This is a genomic window from Kitasatospora sp. NPDC059648 (assembly GCF_042734825.1).
Classification (GTDB): domain Bacteria; phylum Actinomycetota; class Actinomycetes; order Streptomycetales; family Streptomycetaceae; genus Kitasatospora.
Genome location: NZ_JBHWDU010000023.1, coordinates 54134 through 70602, shown reverse-complemented (window position 1 = coordinate 70602; position 16469 = coordinate 54134). Strand labels below are relative to the sequence as shown.

The window sequence follows — 16469 nt, the reverse complement described above, 5'->3', positions numbered from 1 at the left end:
ACTCCTGTAACGCAGCGTAACAAGCAGGAAATCCACGCAAGCGGCGGTTCCGAGACCCCGAAGCCCCTTCACCGCGCCCCCTTGTCCGCAATGCGGACGTGCACGGTCGAATGCAGCACATCGGACACCTGCGTCCGATTATCGACAGCGCCAGCGGCAACCCCCATTTCTGGCCCTTACATCCCGCCACCAGCGGGTAAACGCCCGGCAGTTCAGGGTCGGTCGAGCCGGAACGACCACATGCTGAGACAAATGCTCCGTGTGCTCATAACAAGAGAATCACAGCCTGCTCACACCACTGCCCGAGCCGCCCCCCGACATCTAGAGTCACGGCCAGTCACCGCGCCATCCGGAATGGGCCCGGCCCTCCGCGCATCCCGGCTCCCGCCACTCGGCGCGGCGCCTCCTGAACCGAAGGGGACCCTCGTGCGTCATCGTTCAGCAATTGTCGTGAGCATTGCCGTGATCGGCGCCCTCAGCCTCAGCGCCTGCGGCTCCCGCGGCGGCAAGTCCGGCGACAACGCCGGCAGCAAGGACAACAACGCCGCCGCCACCACCGTCGTGATCGGCGTCGACGCCCCGCTCACCGGCGACCTCTCCGCCCTCGGCCTCGGCATCCGCAACTCCGTCGACCTCGCCGTCAAGACCGCCAACGCCACCAACGAGGTCCCCGGCGTCAAGTTCGAGGTCAAGGCCCTGGACGACACCGCCAAGCCCGCCCCCGGCCAGCAGAACGCCACCCAGCTGGTCAGCGACTCCAAGGTCCTCGGCGTCGTCGGCCCGCTCAACTCCAGCGTGGCGCAGTCGATGCAGCAGATCTTCGACGACGCCGGCCTCACCGAGATCTCCCCCGCCAACACCGGCGTCGCCCTCAGCCAGGGCGAGAAGTGGGCCACCGGCGACAAGAAGCGCCCCTTCAAGTCCTACTTCCGCACCGCCACCACCGACGCCGTCCAGGGCCCCTTCGCCGCCCAGTTCCTCTACAACGACGCCAAGAAGACCAAGGTCTTCCTGATCGACGACCAGAAGACCTACGGCGCCGGCCTCGCCGCCACCTTCAAGGGCCAGTTCACCAAGCTCGGCGGCACCCTCGCCGGCGAGGAGCACGTCAACCCCGACGACCGCGACTTCTCCGCCATCGTCACCAAGGTCAAGGCCTCCGGCGCCGACGCCGTCTACTACGGCGGCGAGTACCCCGCCGCCGGCCCGCTCTCCCTCCAGCTCAAGGACGCCGGCGTCAACATCCCCCTGATGGGCGGCGACGGCATCCAGAGCGACGAGTTCATCAAGCTCAACCCCAAGAGCCAGGGCGACTTCGCCACCGCCGTCGGCCTCCCCGTCGAAACCCTCGACACCGCCAAGAAGTTCATCGCCGACTACAAGGCCGCCAACTACAAGGACGCCTACGAGACCTACGGCGGCTACTCCTACGACAGCGCCTGGGCCATCATCGAGGGCGTCAAGAACGTCGTCGCTGCCAACAACGGCAAGCTGCCCAGCAGCGACGCCCGCAAGGCCGTCCGCGACGCCGTCCAGAAGGTCTCCTTCAACGGCGTCACCGGCAAGGTCTCCTTCGACGAGTTCGGTGACACCACCAACAAGCAGCTCACCGTCTACACCGTCAAGGACGGCAAGTGGGCCGTCGAGAAGTCCGGCACCTTCAACGGTTGACCGCCCCTCCGCAACCCGTCACCACCAGCACCACCAGCGCGCGGGGGCGCCACGAGTGCCCCCGCGCGCCCCCACATCCACCACCCACGCGGACACCCCAGAACGCACTACGGAGGCCCAGCGGTGCACGACCTACCGCAGCAGCTGGCCAACGGCCTGATCCTCGGCGCCCTCTACGGACTCGTCGCGATCGGCTACACGATGGTCTACGGCATCGTCCAGCTCATCAACTTCGCCCACGGCGAGATCGTCATGGTCGGCGGCTTCGGCGCCCTGACCGCCTACCTCGCCCTCCCCGGCGGCACCACCCTGTGGCTGGCCCTGCCACTCATGCTGATCGCCGGCATCCTGGTCTCCACCCTCACCGCCGTCGCCGCCGAACGCTTCGCCTACCGGCCACTGCGCAACGCCCCCCGGCTCGCCCCGCTGATCACCGCGATCGGGCTGTCCATCTTCCTCCAGCAACTCGTCTTCTCCTTCTACCCCGACGCCAAGAAGGCCCGGGTCTTCCCCAAGATCCCCGGCGACCCCTTCAGCCTCGGCTCCGTGACCGTCCAGCGCAGCGACCTCTTCCTGATCATCGCCGCCCCCCTGTGCATGCTCGCCCTCGGCTGGTTCGTCACCCGCACCCGCTCCGGCCGCGCCATGCAGGCCACCAGCCAGGACCCCGACACCGCCAAGCTGATGGGCATCGACACCGACCGCATCATCGTCATGGCCTTCGCCATCGGCGCCGCGTTCGCCGCCGTCGCCGCCGTCGCCTACGGACTGCGCAGCGGCCAGGTCGACTTCCGGATGGGCTTCATCCTCGGCCTCAAGGCCTTCACCGCCGCCGTCCTCGGCGGCATCGGCAACATCTACGGAGCCATGCTCGGCGGCCTCGCCCTCGGCCTCGCCGAAGCCCTCGCCACCGGCTACATCCAGCACCTGCCCGGCATGCACCTCTTCGGAGGCGGCGCCTGGAAGGACGTCTGGGCCTTCGTACTCCTCATCCTCGTGCTCCTCGTCCGGCCCCAGGGCCTGCTCGGCGAGCGCGTCGCGGACAGGGCGTGACCACCATGACCACCAGAACCGAGACCACCCCGGTCATCCCGCTGCCCGCCACCGCCGCCACCGCCCTCACCGGCCTCGGCGCCCTCGCCGCCGCCGCCTCCGCGGCCATGTCCTGGACCTGGACCAGCGACTTCCCCGGCGACCTCACCTACTACGGCTCCCCCGCCGGCCTCCAGTGGCTCGCCGTCGCCGCCGGCCTCCTCACCCTCGCCCTGCTGCTCGCCACCCACGGCACCCCCGGCCTGCGCTGGGCCGCCCCCACCCGCAGCAACAACGCCGTCCTGTACGCCGCCACCGGCTCCTTCGCCGTCGCCGCCTACTCCGTCGCCGCCATCTCCACCGAACTCGGCGGCCTCGCCAACCTCGAACCCGGCGGCTGGGTCCTCGCCGCCGGCGGCCTGCTCGGCCTCCTCGGCGCCCTCGGCCTCCCCCTCGACCGGCGCACCCACGTCCCCCTCCGCATCCTCGACAAGCGGCTCTTCCTGCTCCTGCCCGCCGCCCCCGTCGGCTGGATCGCCGCCCACGCCATCCCCGGCGACAAGCCCGTCGCCCCCGTGATGACCGCCCTCTCCGGCGCCCTCGCCATCGCCGCCGGCGCCGTCCTGCTGCTCCAGCTCGGCCACCTCGCCAACAGCCGGCTGCGCCTCGGCAAGATCGACCGCCCCCTCCCCGCGCCCCGCGAACTCCCCTCCTGGGTCGAGGTCCTGCTCATCGTCGCGGCCTTCGGCGTCGGCTCCTACGCGATCACCTTCGGCATCGACACCGACTACGGCGAGCTCTTCATCGGATACCTGCTGCTCGTCGCCTTCATGATCGCCGCGCTCGCCGGCTCCGGCCTGCTGGGCAGACTGCGCGCCCTGACCCTCAAGTACCGCCCGGTCACCACCGGCGCCGCCTTCGCCGCCGCCGCCAGCTTCCCGTTCCAGACCGGCGAGCAGTACGCCTCGGTCGCCACCAACATCCTGATCTTCGCCACCGTCGCCCTCGGCCTCAACATCGTCGTCGGCCTCGCCGGCCTGCTCGACCTCGGATACGTCGCCTTCCTCGGCGTCGGCGCCTACGCCGCCGCCCTGGTCTCCGGCTCCCCCGCCTCACCCGTCCACATCCAGCTGCCGTTCTGGGCCGCCGTGATCGTCGGCGCCGCCGTCTCCATGGTCTTCGGCGTCGTGATCGGCGCACCCACCCTGCGACTGCGCGGCGACTACCTCGCCATCGTCACCCTCGGCTTCGGCGAGATCTTCCGCATCACCATGCAGAACCTCAACGGGACCACCGGCCCCAACGTCACCAACGGCTCCAACGGCATCCCCCGCATCCCCGAACTGAACGTCTTCGGCTTCGACTTCAGCCAGACCCACGCCCTCGGCGGCCTCCAGATCGGCCGCTTCGGCAACTACTACCTGCTGATGCTGCTCGTCACCGCCCTCGTCGTCCTGGTCTTCGCACGGGTCGGCAACTCCCGCATCGGCCGCGCCTGGATCGCCATCCGCGAGGACGAGACCGCCGCCGAAGCCATGGGCATCAACGGCTTCCGCCTCAAACTCCTCGCCTTCGCCCTCGGCGCCTGCCTCGCCGGCGTCGCCGGCACCGTCCAGGCCCACGTCACCTACACCGTCACCCCAGACCAGTACACCTTCGCCGACGCCCTGCCCCCCAACTCCGCCTTCCTCCTCGCCGCCGTCATCCTCGGCGGCATGGGCACCATCAGCGGCCCACTGGCCGGCGCCACCCTCCTCTTCCTCATCCCCAAGAAGCTCGAATTCCTCTCCGACTACCAGCTCCTCGTCTTCGGCGCCGCCCTCATCGTCCTGATGCGCGTCCGCCCCGAAGGCCTCATCCCCAACCGGCGCCGGCAACTGGAGTTCCACGAAGCCGACGAGCCCGCCCGACCCGCGGCCGACGACGACACCACCGCACTCACCAAGGCAGGGGCGTGACCCGCCAGATGACCACCACAGCTGCGCCCCTGCTCGACGTCACCGGCGTCACCATGCGATTCGGCGGCCTCACCGCCGTCAACGACGTCTCCCTCACCGTCGGCGAGGGCGAGATCATCGGCCTCATCGGCCCCAACGGTGCCGGCAAGACCACCTTCTTCAACTGCCTCACCGGCCTGTACGTCCCCACCGAGGGCTCCGTCCGCTACCGCGGCACCGTCCTGCCCCCCAAACCCCACCTCGTCACCCAGGCCGGCATCGCCCGCACCTTCCAGAACATCCGGCTCTTCGCCAACATGACCGTCCTGGAGAACGTCCTCGTCGGCCGCCACACCCGCACCGACGAAGGCATCTTCTCCGCCATCCTGCGCCTCCCCCGCTACCACCGCGCCGAGGCCGAGAGCCGCGAGAAGGCCATGGAACTCCTCGCCTTCACCGGCCTCGCCCACAAGGCCGACCACCTCGCCCGCAACCTCCCCTACGGCGAACAGCGCAAGCTCGAAATCGCCCGCGCCCTCGCCTCCGACCCCGGCCTGCTGCTCCTCGACGAGCCCACCGCCGGCATGAACCCCCAGGAGACCCGGGCCGCCGAGGAACTCGTCTTCGCCATCCGCGACCGGGGCGTCTCCGTCCTCGTCATCGAGCACGACATGCGGTTCATCTTCAACCTCTGCGACCGCACCGCCGTGCTCGTCCAGGGCCAGAAGATCGTCGAAGGCGACCGCGCGACCGTCCAGAACGACGAACGCGTCATCAGCGCCTACCTCGGCGCCCCGCTCGAAAGCACCACCCCCGCCGCACCGGAGGACACCCAGTGACCGCACTCCTCGAGGTCGAGGACCTCCGCGTCGCCTACGGCAAGATCGAAGCCGTCAAGGGCATCAGCTTCACCGTCCACCAGGGCGAGGTCACCACCCTCATCGGCACCAACGGCGCCGGCAAGACCACCACCCTGCGCACCCTCTCCGGCCTCCTCAGACCCACCGCCGGCCGGATCACCTTCGACGGCCAGGACCTCGCCACCGTCCCCGCCCACAAGATCGTCGCCCTCGGACTCGCTCACTCCCCCGAAGGCCGGCACATCTTCCCCCGCATGACCATCGAGGAGAACCTCCTCCTCGGCGCCTTCCTGCGCACCGACGCGGCCGGCATCGCGGCCGACGTGGAACGGGCCTACTCGTTGTTCCCCATCCTCGGGGAGCGCCGCCGCCAGGCCGCCGGGACGCTCTCCGGCGGCGAACAGCAGATGCTCGCCATGGGCCGGGCGCTGATGTCCCAGCCGAAGCTGCTCATGCTGGACGAGCCCTCGATGGGCCTCTCCCCGCTGATGATGCAGAAGATCATGTCCACCATCGTCGAGCTCAAGGCGAGCGGCACGACCATCCTGCTGGTCGAGCAGAACGCCCAGGCCGCCCTGTCGCTGTCCGACCGCGGCTACGTCATGGAGACCGGCCGCGTCGTCCTCTCCGGGACGGGCGCCGACCTCCTCCACGACGAGTCGGTCCGCAAGGCCTACCTCGGCGAGGACTGACCCACCAAACGCAAGGAGGGCCCGGCAGAAACCGTTCTGCCGGGCCCTCCTCATGTCCGTGCTACTCGGACTTACCCTCTTCCGCCTTCTTGCGGTCCTGGGCCTCGCCCTCCTCGATGACCGCCTCGGCCACCGCCGCCATCGTCATCCGGCGGTCCATCGACGTCTTCTGGATCCACCGGAACGCCGCCGGCTCGTTCAGCCCGAACTTCGTCTGCAGCACACCCTTGGCGCGGTCCACCAGCTTCCGGGTCTCCAGCCGCTGCGTGAGATCCCCGATCTCCTTCTCCAGCGCCCGCATCTCGGTGTACCGCGACACCGCCATCTCGATCGCCGGCACCAGGTCCGACTTCGAGAACGGCTTCACGATGTACGCCATCGCCCCGGCGTCCCGGGCCCGGTCCACCAGCTCACGCTGCGAGAAGGCGGTCAGCATCAGGACGGGCGCCAGGTGCCTCTCGTGGATCTGCTCGGCGGCGGAGAGCCCGTCCAGAACCGGCATCTTCACATCGAAGATCGCCAGATCCGGCTTCAGCTCCTCCACGAGCCGTACCGCCGTCTCCCCGTCCCCCGCTTCGCCGACGACGGTGTACCCCTCCTCCTCCAGCATCTCCTTGAGGTCGAGGCGGATCAGCGCCTCGTCCTCGGCGATCACGATCCGGGTGATCTGGGGCGAATCGGTCTCAAGCGGCTGTGCCTGCTCGTCGGCGGTGCTCACTGCGCTCCTAGTTCCGGCGGGGTACTGCATGCACGAGGGTACCTAGACACGGTATGTTTGAACTCGCAGGGTCGGGGCGGCAACCTTCGAAACTGTGGGCGCCCCGGTAGCCCAGCGGAAGAGGCAATGGTCTCAAACACCATACAGCGTGGGTTCGAATCCCACCCGGGGTACTTTTCCTTCAATTCCAAAGCCAGTTAGGTTAGCCTAACAGTTGGCGATCTTCATTAGTTCGGGTGAAGACAACACCGTTTCATCCGCGCGTTCGGCGCAGGGTGCTCAAGATCACCCGTATGGCAGTTCGATCCATTCGCGAAGAAGCCCTCTATCTCCTCCGCCGAGGTGTAGCCAACACCGAGGTTGCCCGGCGTCTCGGTGTCCCGAAAGGCACGGTCGCCTGGTGGAAGCACCGGGATCTCGCCAAGCACAACAAGCTCCCTGGCCGCAAGCGCTCCACGTGCACACGCTGCTACGGCGACCAAATGAACCGCCCTGCGTACGCGTATCTCCTGGGCCTCTACCTCGGAGACGGCCACATCCTGATGCCTGACGACTACTGTCGGACCCAGACTCTTCACATCACCTGCGCCGACAAGTGGCCGGGAGTCATGGAGGCTGTCGAGGAAGCGATGCGGCTGGTCTTCCCCAGGAGCAAGCCCTGCCGAGTCCGGCGGACCGGCTGTCACAACGTCAAGCTCTATTCGAACCACCTGACCTGCCACTTCCCCCAGCATGCCCCTGGCAAGAAGCACGAACGCACCATAGCCCTGGAGCCCTGGCAGCAGGAGATCGTCGACGCTCATCCGTGGGAGTTCCTGCGAGGGCTGATCCACTCCGACGGCTGCCGCATCACCAACTGGGCGACCCGCACCGTGGGCGGTGTCACGAAGCGCTACGAGTACCCGAGGTACTTCTTCACCAACACGTCGACCGACATCATCGGCCTCTTCACCGCCACCCTCGACGCCGTCGGCGTCCAGTGGAAGGCCTCGATCCCGCGCCCCACCGGTCAGGTCAACATCTCGATCGCGCGCAAGGACTCCGTCGCCCTGATGGACGCCCACATCGGCCCCAAGCACTGACGGCGCCGTGTACGACACGGCCACGCGGCAGCGGGCGCTCGAACTCCACGCCTCCGGACTGACCTTCAGCCAGGTGAGCCGTGCGACCGGAATATCCCGCTATGCGATCCGCGAGTGGGCGTCCGGCGCCGTCCCCAGCCCCCGCATGACGGCCGAGTGCCCCGTCCGCAACGGCCGGCTCGACCCGTCCCGGCCCCGCGCCGACTACGCCTACCTGCTCGGCCTCTACCTCGGCGACGGTTGCATCAGCGAGGGCCGCCGCCAGGTCCACGCCCTCCGCATCGCCTGCTGCGACGCCTGGCCGGGCCTCATCGGCGAGTGCGAACGCGCCGTCTCCGCCGTCATGCCGCACAACAAGGTCAACCGGGTCCGCGCGCCGGGCTGCACCAGTGTCGTCAGCACCAGCAAGCACTGGCCCTGTCTCTTCCCCCAGCACGGCCCCGGCCCGAAGCACCTGCGGCCGATCGCGCTCGCGCCCTGGCAGCAGGAGATCGTGGGCGCCTACCCATGGCAGTTCCTGCGCGGCCTGATCCACTCCGACGGCTGCCGCATCACCAACTGGGCGACCCGCACCGTGGGCGGTGTCACGAAGCGCTACGAGTACCCGAGGTACTTCTTCACCAACACCTCAGCCGACATCATCGGCCTCTTCACCGCCGCCCTCGACGCCGTCGGCGTCCAGTGGAAGCCGGCCTCGCGGTCCAACGGCGGCTTCAACATCTCCATCGCCCGCAAGGACTCCGTCGCCCTCATGGACGCCCACATCGGCCCCAAGTACTGACCCCCGCACAGCGGTTCGCTCGTACTCGGCCCGGGGCGGCCTCGTAGGCCGCGCCCGCGCCGGGGCGGTTCACGACCTCCTCGCGGAGGTCGCGCCAGAGGGTGTGCTCGTGATCGCGCATCTCTCCGATCCTCACCCGACCCAGCGCACGGGCGGCATCCCTCGCACGAGGGATGCCGCCCGAGGAAACGCCCCTCAGACGTCCAGGGTCCCCACATGGTGGACGCGGACGAGGTTGGTGGAGCCGGCGAGGCCCGGGGGCGAGCCGGCGGTGATGATGACGATGTCGCCCTTCTGGCAGCGGCCGAGCGAGAGCAGCGCCGCGTCGACCTGTTCGACCATCTGGTCCGTGGTCGGCGCGAAGGGGCCGAGGAAGGTCTCCACGCCCCAGGTGAGGGCGAGTTGGCTGCGCACGGCCGGCTCGTACGTGAAGGCGAGCACCGGGATGGGCGAGCGGTAGCGGGTGAGCCGACGGGCGGTGTCGCCGGACTGGGTGAAGGCGACGAGGTACTTGGCGTGCAGGAAGTCGCCGATCTCGGCCGCCGCGCGGGCGACGGCGCCGCCCTGGGTCCGCGGCTTGGTGCCGGTGGTCAGCGGAGGCAGCCCCGCGGCCAGGATGTCGTTCTCGGCGGCCTCGATGATCCGGCCCATGGTCCTGACCGTCTCGACGGGGTACTTGCCGATGGAGGTCTCACCGGAGAGCATCACGGCGTCCGTGCCGTCGAGCACCGCGTTGGCGACGTCGGAGGCCTCGGCCCGGGTCGGCCGGGAGGCGTTGATCATCGAGTCGAGCATCTGGGTCGCGACGATGACCGGCTTGGCGTTGCGCTTGGCGAGCTTGATGGCGCGCTTCTGGACGAGCGGGACCTGTTCGAGGGGCATCTCCACGCCCAGGTCCCCGCGGGCCACCATGATGCCGTCGAAGGCGTCCACGATGGAGTCCAGGTTCTCGACCGCCTGCGGCTTCTCGATCTTGGCGATGACCGGGACGTGCCGCCCCTCCTCGTCCATCACCCGGTGCACGTCCTCGACGTCGCGCCCGCTGCGGACGAAGGACAGCGCGACCAGGTCGGCCCCGGTGCGCAGCGCCCACCGCAGGTCGGCGACGTCCTTGTCGCTGAGTGCGGGGACGGAGACGGCGACGCCGGGGAGGTTGAGGCCCTTGTGGTCGGAGACGAGTCCGCCTTCGACGACGAGACATCGCACTCGGGGGCCGTCGACCTCGACGACTTCCAGGGTCACCCGTCCGTCGTCGACGAGGATGCGTTCGCCGCGGCCGACGTCGCCGGCGAGGCCGGCGTAGGTGGTACCGCAGATGGTGTTGTCCCCCACGACGCCCTTGTCGGTGGAGATGGTGAACTTGTCGCCGCGTTCGAGGAGTACGGGTCCGTGGGCGAAGGTGTCGAGCCGGATCTTCGGGCCTTGGAGGTCGGCGAGGATGCCGACGCTGCGGCCGGTTTCGTCGACGGCCTTGCGGACGCGGCGGTAGCGTTCCTCGTGTTCGGCGTGCGAGCCGTGGCTGAGGTTGAGTCGGGCGATGTCCATACCGGCGTCGACCAGGGTTTTGATCTGGTCGTACGAGTCGGTGGCCGGCCCGAGGGTGCAGACGATTTTTGCTCGGCGCATACTGCTGAGGGTAGGCATTACCGGCGCGTAACCTCGACGTGGGTCCGGACTGCGGGATGACCTTTCGGGTAAGGGGAGTTGAACAATCTGACACTTCCTCGGACCGTTGTGCGAGGGCCCTCGCCGCGGTCGGGTGGGAGCGGCCTGCGGAGGTCCCCGGGGGGCCCGGTCGATGCGATTCCGTGAAACGGTGTTCACCTCTGGTTCACCGGCCCTTCCGTCCGTGCTCCCCGCCCGGCGGGACGCTCGTCACCCCCGGGTGACCGCGCCCGGGTGTGGAGCGACGAGGGGGAGGCGCTCAAATGAGACGCGCTCTGGGGGTGGTCGCCGCCCTGGCCCTGTTGGGCGGGGTGACGTACGCGCTGGTCCCGGACGACGGCCCGGACCCGCGGCAGACGGTCACGGTCACCGGGCTGATCGGTTCGGAGAAGCGGGCGTTCTTCGAAAGTCCTGAGGTGAAGGCGGAGTTGGCGAGGCAGGGCCTGGAGGTCCACGCCGACTCGACCGGTTCCTGGACGATGAGCGAGCAGGCGAAGAGCAACTCCGGCCTGGACTTCGCGTTTCCCGCGAGCACCGCACCGGCCCGCGAGATCCAGCGCAACTGGGGGCAGCAGGACTCTCCGCTGGTGCCGTTCTACTCGCCGCTGGTGGTGGTGGCGCACGCTCCGGTGGCGCAGATCCTCAAGGACAACAAGCTGGCCGCGCCGGACGGTTCGGGCGTCTGGACGTTCAGGATGGACGAGTACGTCAACGTCCTGAAGGCGAACCGCAGGTGGCAGGACCTGGCGGGCACCGAGGGCCACGGCGATCTGGCGGGGCCGATCTACATCACCACCACCGATCCGGAGAGTTCCTCCTCCGGCGCGCTGTACGTCGCGCTGCTGTCGTACGTCCTCAACAACCACCAGGTGGTCTCCGACGACGCGGGCGTCGAAGCCGCCCGGCCCGTGCTGCACCAGGCGACCGCGATGCAGGGCGGCCAGAAGAGCAGCAGCGACGAGCCGTTCCGGGACTTCCAGGCGGGTGTCGGCAATCCGCTGCTGTTCGGATACGAGTCGCAGGTCGCCTCGCTGACGGCGCAGGGCCAGTCGGCCGACGACACGGTGGTGATGTACCCGGACACCACGGTCTACTCCGACCACACCATCATCGCCCGCACGGAGAACGGCAGGAAGCTGGCCGCCCTGCTCCAGGACGACGACGTGCTGCGCACCCTGGAGGCCCGGTTCGGCTTCCGTCCGCAGGCCCGCCCGGGCGCCTTCGCCGAACTGGTGAAGGGCAGCAGGCAGCCGGCCTTCGCCCAGGACCTGAACGCGGCGAAGGTGAAGCAGTCGCCCGTGCCGTCCCTGGACAACCTGCTCAAACTGACCGCGGCGGCCAAGGGGAGCCCGAAGTGAACCACCCGACCACACGCCGCAGTTGGCTGATCGCCGCGCTGGCGGCGGTGCTCGCCGCGGCGACCGCCTGCACCTCCTCCCCCGCCCCGGTGCCGCCGCCGAACCCGACCGGCTCGCTCGCCGAAACCGCGCGCCCCGGCGTTCTGCGCGTCCTGGCCGGCAGTGAGCTGCAGGACCTCCAGCCGGTCCTGGACGACGCCCGCAAGGCGACCGGGGTGACGGTGCAGCTGGCCTTCACCGGCACCCTGGACGGCGCGGACACGGTCTCCTCGGGCCGGGCGGACGGCAAGTACGACGCGGTCTGGTTCCCGTCCAACCAGTACCTGCGCCTGGATCCGACCGGGAGGTCCAAGGTGCTGTCGGAGACCCCGGTGATGGTCTCCCCGGTGGCGGTGGGGGTGCGCTCCTCGGTGCTCGCCGACCTCGGCTGGGGCGACGGCTCGAAGGTCACCTGGGCGCAGGTCGGCGACGCGGCCGCGGCCGGGAAGCTGTCGTACGGGATGTCCGACCCGTCGCGCTCCAACTCCGGTTTCTCCACCCTGGTGGCGGTGGCCTCGGCGTTCTCGGGCGCCGGGGCGGCGCTGACCGAGGCGGACGTGCAGAAGGCGACGCCGCAGCTGAAGCAGTTCTTCACGGGCCAGAAGCTGACCTCCGGTTCCTCGGGCTGGCTGGCGCAGGCGTACACCCGGGCCGAGCCCGGCAAGGTGGGCGCGCTGGTGAACTACGAGTCGGTGCTGCTGTCGATGAACAGGACCCTGCCGCCGGAGCAGCGGTTGACGGTGGTGCGCCCGGTGGACGGCGTGGTCTCGGCGGACTACCCGCTGTCGCTGCTGTCCTCCACCGGGCAGGGCGAGCGGGACTCCTTCCAGCGGCTGGCCGCCTACCTGTTGAAGCAGGACGTGCAGCAGCGCATCTCGGAGCTGACGCTGCGCCGCCCGGTGACGGCGGGCGCGGCGCCGGCGGCGGGGCTGCCGGCCGACCGCCGCCGGGAGCTGCCGTTCCCGGGGACGCGGGCGGTGGCGGACGGCCTGCTGGCCTCGTACCAGAACGAGCTGCGCCGCCCGTCGAGGACGGTGTACGTGCTGGACACCTCGGGCTCCATGGAGGGTTCGCGGCTGAGCTCGTTGAAGACGGCGCTGGGCCGGCTCACGGGCACGGACGACACCCGCGGCGTGCGGCGGTTCCGGGACCGCGAGGAGGTGACGCTGGTCTCCTTCGCGTCGCAGGTGAAGTGGACGAAGACGCACGTGGTGCCGCCCTCGGGCGGGACGCCCGGTCCGGAGGCGGAGCTGGCGTCGATCAACGCCGACGTCCAGTCGCTGCGGGCCGAGGGCGGTACGGCGCTGTACGACTCGCTGGAGCAGGCGTACCGGGTGATCGAGGCCCAGCAGAAGGCGGCGGGCGACGACCGCTTCACCTCGATCGTGCTGATGACGGACGGGGAGAGCAACGAGGGCGCCACGGACGGCGACTTCAGGCGCTTCCACGACGCGCTGCCGTCCGCCGAGAGGTCGATCCCGGTGTTCCCGATCAAGTTCGGTGAGGCGGCGGTGGGCCAGTTGCAGGGGATCGCGGACGTGAGCGGCGGCAAGCTGTTCGACGGCGGCGGTTCGCTGGACGGGGTGTTCGAGGAGATCCGTGGCTACCAGTGACGGGTACGGCCGGAGGGCGCTGCGGTACCTGGAGTCGACCAGGAACCTGGTCGGCTGCGGGGGCGGCGCCCTCGGGCTGGGGCTGCACTTCGCCGGGCTGGGCGGGGCGTGGTGGCCGGGGGTGGTGGCGGGGCTGTACGGGGCCGGCGCGCTGCTGGCGCCCGGCCCGAAGCCCCCGCCCCCGCCTGCGCCATCGCCTCCGCCCGCGCCCACGCCTGCGCCTGAGAGGGCCGGTCCGCCGCCCGACCCCGAGCTGGAGGCGCTCACCGCCTACCTGGACAGCGTCCCGCTGCCCGCCTCGGCCGGGGTGGACGCGCTGCTGGCGGCGCTGCGCGAGACGGGGCCCGGTCCGACGGCCGACCTGATCGTCCGGCACCGGCTGCCGGTCGCGGTGGACGGTTACCTGCGGGCCCGGACCTGGCTGCCGTGGGCGGGCCCGGACGCGCCGGACCCGGCGGCGGAGCTGGGGCGGGAGGTGAAGCAGCTGGCCGCCGAGCTGGGCTGAGGGGCCTTCACCGTGGCCGGAGACGGACCGTTCCGTCCCATACCACCCCCGCCCCGCCCATCCCGGCCACGAACGAGTCGCCAAGATCTCACCTGCTGGAAACGTCCGGGGGCTATCCAGCGGCCCGGCCCGCACGGCACACTTCTACGCGCGTCCTTCTACGCGCGTCACCGCATTTGCGGACGCGCCACGCATCTCGTACGTCCACAAGTTGACGGCCCATCCGCCGTCGTTCCCACTCGGGAGAGTCGTCCATGTCCCTGAACCGCCGTGACTTCGTCACCCGGTCCGCCGCCACCGCCGCCGGCGCCGCCCTGGCCGGCGGAGCCGTCGTCGCCGCCGCCCCCGCCGCCGCGGCCGCCGAGCCGGACACGGCGGCCGCCAAGGGCAACAAGCGCAAGCCCCGCCGCCAGGCCTTCACCGTCATGGGCACCACCGACCTCCACGGCCGGGTGCTCAACTGGGACTACTTCACCGACGCCGAGTACGTCGACAAGGCCCACAACGCGGTCGGCCTCGCCAAGATCTCCACCCTGGCCAACCAGGTCCGCGAGGAGAAGGGCTGGGACCGCTGCCTGCTCATCGACTCGGGCGACATCATCCAGGGCACCCAGCTGACCTACTACTACGCGCGGATCGAGCCGATCGCCACCGACGGCGACAACGTGCCGGACCACCCGATGGCCGTCGCCATGAACCTCATGGGCTACGACGCCGCCGCGCTCGGCAACCACGAGTTCAACTACGGCATCCCCACCGTGAAGGCCTTCGAGGACCAGCTGGAGTTCCCGCTGCTGGGCGCCAACGCGCTGCACGCGAAGAACGAGAGGCCCGCCTTCAAGCCGTACGTGATCAAGGAGGTGTGGCTGGACGAGGACACCCCGATCAAGGTCGGCATCCTCGGCCTCACCAACCCGGGCATCGCGATCTGGGACAAGGCCAACGTCGCCGGCAAGATGGTCTTCCCGGGCATCGTGGAGACCGCCGCCAAGTACGTGCCCCGGATGAAGGCCGCGGGCGCGGACGTCATCGTGGTCTCCGCCCACTCCGGCATCGACGAGGCCACCACCTACGGCGACCAGCTCCCCTGGCCCGAGGACGCCTCCGGCGAGATGGCCGCGACCGTCCCGGACATCGACGCGGTGCTGGTGGGCCACACCCACAAGGAGGTCGCCCAGCGCCTCATCGTCAACAAGAAGACCGGCAAGACGGTCGTGCTCTCCGAGCCGCTGTGCTGGGGCCAGCGCCTGAGCTGCTTCGACTTCGAGGTCGAGTTCGCCGACGGCCACTGGAAGGTCGCCTCGGTCTCCGCCCGGGTGCTGAACTCCAACACCGTGCCGGAGAACCCGGAGATCAGCAACGCCATCGTCGGCCAGCACAAGAAGGTCGTGGCGTACGTCAACCAGAACATCGGCACCAGCAAGATCGAGCTGTCCATCGCCGACGCCCGGTTCAAGGCCACCCCGATCATCGACCTGATCGGCAGGGTCCAGGCCGACGCCGTGAAGGCCGCGCTGGCGGGCGGGCAGTACGCCAACCTCCCGGTCGTGGCCCAGGCCGCCCCGTTCAACCGCACCGCGCTGATCCCGTCCGGCCAGGTCAAGCTGCGCGACGCGGCCGGCCTGTACATCTACGAGAACACCCTGGAGGCCCGCATCCTGACGGGCGCCCAGCTCAAGGACTACCTGGAGTTCTCGGCCAAGTACTACAACCAGCTCGCCGCGGGCGCCCCGGTCAACAAGGACACCCTGACCAACGCCGAGGACACCCCGGACTACAACTACGACTCGGTCTACGGCCTGAGCTACGACATCGACATCGCCCAGCCCAAGGGCAGCCGGATCGTCAACCTCAGCTTCCAGGGCAAGCCGATCGACCCGAACGCCCAGTTCGTCCTCGCGGTCAACAACTACCGCGCCAACGGCGGCGGCAACTTCCCGCACGTCGCCACCGCCAAGGCGGTCTGGTCGAACTCCGACGAGATCCGCAACACCATGATCGCCTGGGTCAAGGCCAAGGGCGTCATCGACCCCGCCGACTTCTTCACCGACTCCTGGCGCCTCGTCCGTGCCGGCCAGCCGGTGTTCTAGTCGCACCTTTCCACGAAGGCCGTCTGCCCCCGCGCAGACGGCCTTCGTGCCGTTCTCAGTGGGAGAATGGAGCCGTGAGCGAGTTCCGGACTCCCGACCGCTACGCCCAACTGCTCGCGTACGCCCGGAGTCTGACGCCGCCAGCCGGATGGAAGATCGAGATCTCCGGCGACGAGATCATCATGACGGCCGGACCGTCCGCGATCCATCAGCGCAACCTGCTGATCGACCCGCGCGAGGGCGACGTCACGCTCTACTCCGAGCCGTCCGCCGGCGGCTACCACCAGCAGTGGCACGGCAAGTTCGGCGACCGCGTGCCGATCCCGGCCCCCTTCGACTTCGAACTCGCCACCGACCGCCTCGTCCGCTACTCAGCCTGATCCGCTCACCCCGCGAGACGATCGGACATCCGGCGAAGACTTGAGG

14 protein-coding genes and 1 tRNA gene are annotated in these 16469 nt (G+C 69.6%); 13 read left to right on the top strand and 2 right to left on the bottom strand.

The features are described from left to right. The first annotated feature begins 426 nt into the window (after nt 1-426). The 5 genes from ACFV1W_RS16640 (at nt 427) to ACFV1W_RS16620 (ending at nt 6192) form a co-directional block, all read left to right on the top strand. On the top strand, nt 427-1671 hold the full coding sequence (locus ACFV1W_RS16640; protein WP_380417169.1) for a branched-chain amino acid ABC transporter substrate-binding protein: 1245 nt from the start codon (nt 427-429) through the stop codon (nt 1669-1671). Nucleotides 1672-1794: 123 nt separating this feature from the next. Then, a complete protein-coding gene (locus ACFV1W_RS16635) occupies nt 1795-2724 on the top strand; it encodes a branched-chain amino acid ABC transporter permease (protein WP_030281863.1) in 930 nt (309 codons plus the stop codon). 5 nt (nt 2725-2729) lie between these two features. Further along, the gene (locus tag ACFV1W_RS16630; RefSeq protein ID WP_380417167.1) at nt 2730-4661 is read left to right on the top strand and encodes a branched-chain amino acid ABC transporter permease; all 1932 of its coding nucleotides are present in this window, start codon (nt 2730-2732) and stop codon (nt 4659-4661) included. An 8-nt stretch (nt 4662-4669) separates the two neighbouring features. Then, nucleotides 4670-5479 carry an ABC transporter ATP-binding protein gene (locus ACFV1W_RS16625; protein ID WP_380417165.1) on the top strand — a complete coding sequence of 270 codons (810 nt, stop codon included), beginning with the start codon at nt 4670-4672 and terminating at the stop codon, nt 5477-5479. Continuing rightward, nucleotides 5476-6192, top strand: coding sequence for an ABC transporter ATP-binding protein (locus ACFV1W_RS16620; protein ID WP_030281869.1), 717 nt, complete (start codon nt 5476-5478; stop codon nt 6190-6192). Before ACFV1W_RS16625 ends, ACFV1W_RS16620 begins: the two co-directional genes overlap by 4 nt. A 61-nt stretch (nt 6193-6253) precedes the next feature. On the opposite strand, the gene ACFV1W_RS16615 is transcribed toward ACFV1W_RS16620, so the two are convergent. Beyond that, a complete protein-coding gene (locus ACFV1W_RS16615; protein ID WP_380417163.1) occupies nt 6254-6910 on the bottom strand; it encodes an ANTAR domain-containing response regulator in 657 nt (218 codons plus the stop codon). Between the two features lie 100 nt (nt 6911-7010). Between ACFV1W_RS16615 and ACFV1W_RS16610 the strand changes: the two genes are divergently transcribed. The 3 genes from ACFV1W_RS16610 to ACFV1W_RS16600 all read left to right on the top strand — a co-directional run bounded on the left by ACFV1W_RS16610 (nt 7011) and on the right by ACFV1W_RS16600 (nt 8773). Then, nucleotides 7011-7083: transfer RNA gene (locus tag ACFV1W_RS16610), tRNA-Leu, on the top strand. A 120-nt stretch (nt 7084-7203) separates the two neighbouring features. Beyond that, nucleotides 7204-7992: a helix-turn-helix domain-containing protein gene (locus ACFV1W_RS16605; RefSeq protein ID WP_380417224.1), complete on the top strand. Its 789-nt coding sequence runs from the start codon at nt 7204-7206 to the stop codon at nt 7990-7992. A 7-nt stretch (nt 7993-7999) separates the two neighbouring features. Next, a complete protein-coding gene (locus tag ACFV1W_RS16600) occupies nt 8000-8773 on the top strand; it encodes a transcriptional regulator (RefSeq protein ID WP_380417161.1) in 774 nt (257 codons plus the stop codon). A 195-nt stretch (nt 8774-8968) separates the two neighbouring features. Here the strand turns inward: ACFV1W_RS16600 and pyk are convergent, their stop codons facing one another. Continuing rightward, nucleotides 8969-10399, bottom strand: a complete 1431-nt coding sequence (gene pyk, locus ACFV1W_RS16595) for a pyruvate kinase (protein ID WP_380417159.1) — start codon at nt 10397-10399, stop codon at nt 8969-8971. 302 nt (nt 10400-10701) lie between these two features. Here pyk and ACFV1W_RS16590 point away from each other — a divergent pair, with 302 nt between their 5' ends. From ACFV1W_RS16590 to ACFV1W_RS16570, 5 genes are all read left to right on the top strand, one after another. Then, nucleotides 10702-11796 carry a hypothetical protein gene (locus ACFV1W_RS16590; RefSeq protein WP_380417157.1) on the top strand — a complete coding sequence of 365 codons (1095 nt, stop codon included), beginning with the start codon at nt 10702-10704 and terminating at the stop codon, nt 11794-11796. Continuing rightward, nucleotides 11793-13448 (top strand): VWA domain-containing protein, encoded by a 1656-nt coding sequence (locus tag ACFV1W_RS16585; RefSeq protein WP_380417156.1) that lies wholly within the window; start codon nt 11793-11795, stop codon nt 13446-13448. The genes ACFV1W_RS16590 and ACFV1W_RS16585 overlap by 4 nt, the downstream gene beginning before the upstream one ends. After that, nucleotides 13435-13953, top strand: a complete 519-nt coding sequence (locus ACFV1W_RS16580; RefSeq protein WP_380417154.1) for a hypothetical protein — start codon at nt 13435-13437, stop codon at nt 13951-13953. The genes ACFV1W_RS16585 and ACFV1W_RS16580 overlap by 14 nt, the downstream gene beginning before the upstream one ends. Before the next feature lie 254 nt (nt 13954-14207). Then, nucleotides 14208-16043 (top strand): bifunctional metallophosphatase/5'-nucleotidase, encoded by a 1836-nt coding sequence (locus ACFV1W_RS16575; RefSeq protein ID WP_380417152.1) that lies wholly within the window; start codon nt 14208-14210, stop codon nt 16041-16043. Between the two features lie 74 nt (nt 16044-16117). Then, nucleotides 16118-16423: a hypothetical protein gene (locus ACFV1W_RS16570; RefSeq protein ID WP_380417150.1), complete on the top strand. Its 306-nt coding sequence runs from the start codon at nt 16118-16120 to the stop codon at nt 16421-16423. The last annotated feature ends 46 nt before the right edge of the window (nt 16424-16469 follow it).